This window comes from Nocardiopsis sp. MG754419 (assembly GCF_018207095.1).
Classification (GTDB): domain Bacteria; phylum Actinomycetota; class Actinomycetes; order Streptosporangiales; family Streptosporangiaceae; genus Nocardiopsis.
On record NZ_QOCZ01000255.1, the window covers coordinates 1 to 3958 of the forward strand.

6 protein-coding genes are annotated in these 3958 nt (G+C 70.0%); all 6 read right to left on the minus strand.

The genetic code is table 11. The features are described 5' to 3' along the window. A partial coding sequence (locus tag DSY14_RS27160; RefSeq protein WP_211719457.1) for a magnesium chelatase domain-containing protein occupies positions 1 to 817 on the minus strand: 817 nt, incomplete at its 3' end. Continuing rightward, complete coding sequence (locus tag DSY14_RS27165) at positions 817 to 1188, minus strand: YraN family protein (protein WP_211719458.1); 372 nt, start codon at positions 1186 to 1188, stop codon at positions 817 to 819. The genes DSY14_RS27165 and DSY14_RS27160, both read right to left, overlap by 1 nt. An 81-nt stretch (positions 1189 to 1269) precedes the next feature. Continuing rightward, on the minus strand, positions 1270 to 1602 hold the full coding sequence (locus DSY14_RS27170; RefSeq protein WP_211719459.1) for a DUF2469 domain-containing protein: 333 nt from the start codon (positions 1600 to 1602) through the stop codon (positions 1270 to 1272). A gap of 240 nt (positions 1603 to 1842) precedes the next feature. Then, the gene (gene lepB / locus DSY14_RS27175; RefSeq protein ID WP_211719460.1) at positions 1843 to 2712 is read right to left on the minus strand and encodes a signal peptidase I; all 870 of its coding nucleotides are present in this window, start codon (positions 2710 to 2712) and stop codon (positions 1843 to 1845) included. Positions 2713 to 2780: 68 nt separating this feature from the next. Further along, complete coding sequence (gene rplS / locus DSY14_RS27180) at positions 2781 to 3140, minus strand: 50S ribosomal protein L19 (RefSeq protein WP_211719461.1); 360 nt, start codon at positions 3138 to 3140, stop codon at positions 2781 to 2783. Between the two features lie 298 nt (positions 3141 to 3438). Then, a partial coding sequence (locus DSY14_RS27185) for a tRNA (guanine(37)-N(1))-methyltransferase (protein WP_211719462.1) occupies positions 3439 to 3958 on the minus strand: 520 nt, incomplete at its 5' end.

Genomic DNA, 3958 nt, shown 5'->3' on the forward strand with positions numbered 1-3958 from the left:
AGGGGGGTCGGGTGACCAGGGGGACGCCGGGCGGGAGCAGACCCGCCACCGAATGGATGGCCGTGGCCTCCAGGGCCTCGTTCTGGTCGAGGCGGGGCAGCACGGTGGGCAACCGTTCGGCCAGAAGGCTCTTCCCGGTCCCGGGGGAACCGAGCATCATCAGGTTGTGCCCTCCCGCGGCGGCGATCTCCACCGCCCGGCGGGCCACCGGCTGGCCCAGGACGTCGGCCAGGTCCGGTCCCCGGTCGTCGGGGCCGGGCGGGGCGTCGTCCGGTTCCTCGGGTTCGTCGGACCCGGCGGGGCACTCCCCGCGCAGCCAGGCGCACAGTCCGGCCAGGTCGGCGACGGCGGTGACCTCCACGTCCGGGACCAGCCGCGCCTCCGCCGCGTTGCCCGTGGCCACCACGAATCGGGTGAACCCCTGCCCCGCGGCGGCGACCACGGCGGGCAGCACGCCACGGACCGGACGGGTACGCCCGTCGAGACCGAGTTCGGCGATGAGGACGGCGCCGTCGAGACGCTCCAAGGGCACCTCACCGGCGGCGGACAGTACCGCTCCGGCGATGGCGAGGTCGAACAGACTGCCGGCCTTGGGCAGGCTGGCGGGCGAGAGGCTCACGGTGATCTGTCCGCTGGGCCAGTTCTCCGCGCTGTTGGCGACCGCCGCGCGGATCCGGTCCCGGGCCTCGCGCAGCGCCGCGTCGGGCAGACCGACCAGGGTGACCCCGGGGTCACCGCCGCCCAGGTGGACCTCGACCTCGACGATGTGCCCCTGAACACCCAGCAGGGTCACACAGTGGGTACGGGAGAGCGACATCAGCGCAGCCCCCGCTCGTGCGCCAGGAGCACACGCCCCCGGTCGAACAGGACGCACACTCCGTCGATCCGGAGGGGGAACGGCCGTCGGCGGTGGGCCCGGGCCCAGGAGCGACCCAACAGACGCAGCCGGCGCCGTTTGCGGGCGGTGATGGCCTCCAACGGATGACCGTGCCGGAGGGAACCGCGGGTCTTGACCTCGGCGATGACCAGTACGGGCCCGTCCCGGGCCACGATGTCGATCTCCCCGGCCCCGTTCGGGGCCCGCCAGTTGCGGGCCAAGACCCGCATGCCGACCCGCTCCAGATACCGTGCGGCGAGCTCCTCACCGCTACGGCCCAGCGCGTTCCGATACTCCGCCCACCGTCGCACGGCGACCACCTCCCGTAACCACGGTCGGTGATCACCGGCCGGCGCGCCAGAGGGGGTCGCCGGCCTGTGGACAACCCCGGGTCAGCCCTCGGGGTCGGTCGCGTCGGTCGGCGGCATCTCCAAGTCGGCCTTGGTGATCTCCTCGACGTTGACGTCCTTGAACGTCACCACGCGCACGTTGCGGACGAACCGGGCCGGGCGGTACATGTCCCAGACCCAGGCATCCTCCATCACGACCTCGAAGTACATCTCCCCGTTCTCGGTGGAGCGGGGCTGTAGGTCCACGTGGTTGGTGAGGTAGAAGCGGCGCTCGGTCTCCACCACGTAGCCGAAGAGGCCGACCACGTCGCGGTACTCCCGATAGAGCTGCAGCTCCATCTCGGCCTCGTACTTCTCCAGGTCCTCAGAACTCATGCGCTCGCTCGCTTTCGTCAGCACTCTCCGGTCGTGATGTGCCGGTTCCCCCAGCGTGGACACCGCCGCCACCCGACTTGTTCCCGTCGGGGACAGGGGCCACGCGTTCGGAGAACGCCGATACGATCCACGACCCATCATGCGTCACAGAACGCACTTTTGTGCCCCGTCGAGCGGATTTCCTTCATCGGATCGGCCACCGCCCCCTCCGAGAAGCCCTTCCGACGGGGCCGGACGGCCCTACTCGGAGTCGGATTCCTCGAAGGATTCGGGGACGCTCAACGGGCCCGCCTGACCGAACGGCCAGATGATGACGAACGCGCGGCCCACCACGTGGTCGATCGGGACGGCTCCGCCACCGGGGTTGTTCTGGTTGGCGCGCGAGTCGTGCGAGATCGCCCGGTGGTCTCCCATGAGCCACAGGTGGCCCTCCGGGACCTCGATCGGGCCGAACTCGGTGTGGCTCTCGAGACTGCCCGGGTACAGGTAGGCGTCCTCGTCGAGGGGTTCCCCGTTGACCAGCAGACGGTTCTGCTCGTCACAGCACTCCACCGTGTCGCCCGGAAGACCGATGACCCGTTTGATGTACTCCTTGCCGGTGGGGGCGGCACCGAGCTGCTGCTGCACCCAGGTGAACGCGCCACTGACCGGGTTGGTGGGCTCGGGGATCTGCACGGTGTTCGGATCGTCCCAGGACCCGTCGCCGTTGAAGACGATGACCTCGCCGCGCTCGATGTCCCGGATCTGGTAGACCACCTTGTTGACGAGGACGCGGTCGCCGACGAGCAGCGTGTTCTCCATCGAGGTGGAGGGGATGTAGAACGCCTGCATCAACCAGGTTCTGATCACGAACGCGAGGACCAACGCGATCACGATCAGAATGGGCAGTTCCTTCCAGAACGACCCCTTCTTGGTACTGCTCTGGGACTTGCTCATCGCGGTGTCCGCCCTCTCCTCCGACTCCTGGTCCCCGGCTGCGGAGACACCACTGGCTCCCAGACCATCGTGGGTCTGGGAGCCAGTGGCGGAGCCGTGCTCCTCCGGGCCGGACCGGGCGGAATCCTCGTCCTGGACCCCGTCCGCGCCGAGGCCCTTCTCGTCTTTGTCCATCGGCCGAAAGCTTATCCTGCCTCCCAGCCGGGCGGCGCGCTTCCGTCGAATGGGCTGACGGGAGGGGACTACTTGTTGACGGGCTCGCGGCGCTCGCGGATGCGAGCGGCCTTGCCGCGGAGCTCGCGCAGGTAGTACAGCTTGGCGCGACGCACGCGACCGCGGGCGGCGACCTCGTACTTCTCGACGGCCGGGGTGTGGATCGGGAAGGTACGCTCCACGCCCACGCCGTAGCTCACCTTGCGGATGGTGAAGGTCTCGCGGTTGCCCGCGCCCTGGCGACGGATCACGACGCCCTTGAAGACCTGGACACGGGTGCGGGTGCCCTCGGTCACGCGGACGTGAACGTTGAGGGTGTCACCCGGACGGAAGTCCGGAACGTCGGTGCGAAGCTGAGCCTTCTCAAGCTCCTGAATGGCGGTGTGCATCTCGCGAATCCTCATCGATAGCGCGCCGCGTCCTGCCCCCCGGCTGCTCCGGGGAGGGGGTGCGCGGGCGAGGCCCTGTCGGGCCTGAACGGTGGAACCACCCGGTGACCGACACAGAGGCCGACGTCGTACCGCCGGCATGCGGATGCCTTGGGGTCACCGAGGGGGAACCCACCCAGTTTGCCACATCCCGCCGAGCCACTCGAACCGGCCGGGACGTGGTCCCGCTCGCCCCGGTCCTGGGTCGTGCCCGCCGGGGCCTCCGCCGGGCCTCGGCCCATGGTCCATCGCGAAGGGACTAGACCGGTTCCGCGTGGTCCTCCGCGAGCACCTCGCGGTCGCGCTTGTCGAAACCCTCGTCGGGAGTGGCGGCGATCAGATCGGGGCGGTTGCGCGCGGTCTTGCGCAGCGCCTGGTCACGGCGCCAACGGTCCACCGCGCCGTGGTTGCCGGACAGCAGCACCGGCGGGACCTCCTGGTCGCGCCAGACCGCCGGCTTGGTGTACACCGGGCCCTCCACCAGGTGCTCCATGCCGCCCGAGGCGAACGAGTCCTGCACATGGGACTCGCGGTTGCCGAGCACCCCGGGCAACAGTCGGGTGATGGCCTCCACCATGACCAGCGTGGCCGACTCTCCCCCGTTGAGGACGTAGTCGCCGATGCTGATCTCCTCGACGGGCATCCGCGCCGCGGCGTCCACGGCCACCCGGGAGTCGATGCCCTCGTAGCGCCCGCACCCGAACACCAGGTGCTCCTCGCCCGCGAGACGTTCGGCGTCGGCCTGGGTGAAGGGGCGTCCGCTGGGGGTGGGCAGGACG

Bases quoted from the DNA above. Each gene is read 5' to 3' on its own strand.
- DSY14_RS27170 (WP_211719459.1), bottom strand. From the start codon at position 1,602: ATGAGTTCTGAGGACCTGGAGAAGTACGAGGCCGAGATGGAGCTGCAG.
- lepB (WP_211719460.1), bottom strand. From the start codon at position 2,712: ATGGACAAAGACGAGAAGGGCCTCGGCGCGGACGGGGTCCAGGACGAG.
- rplS (WP_211719461.1), bottom strand. From the start codon at position 3,140: ATGCACACCGCCATTCAGGAGCTTGAGAAGGCTCAGCTTCGCACCGAC.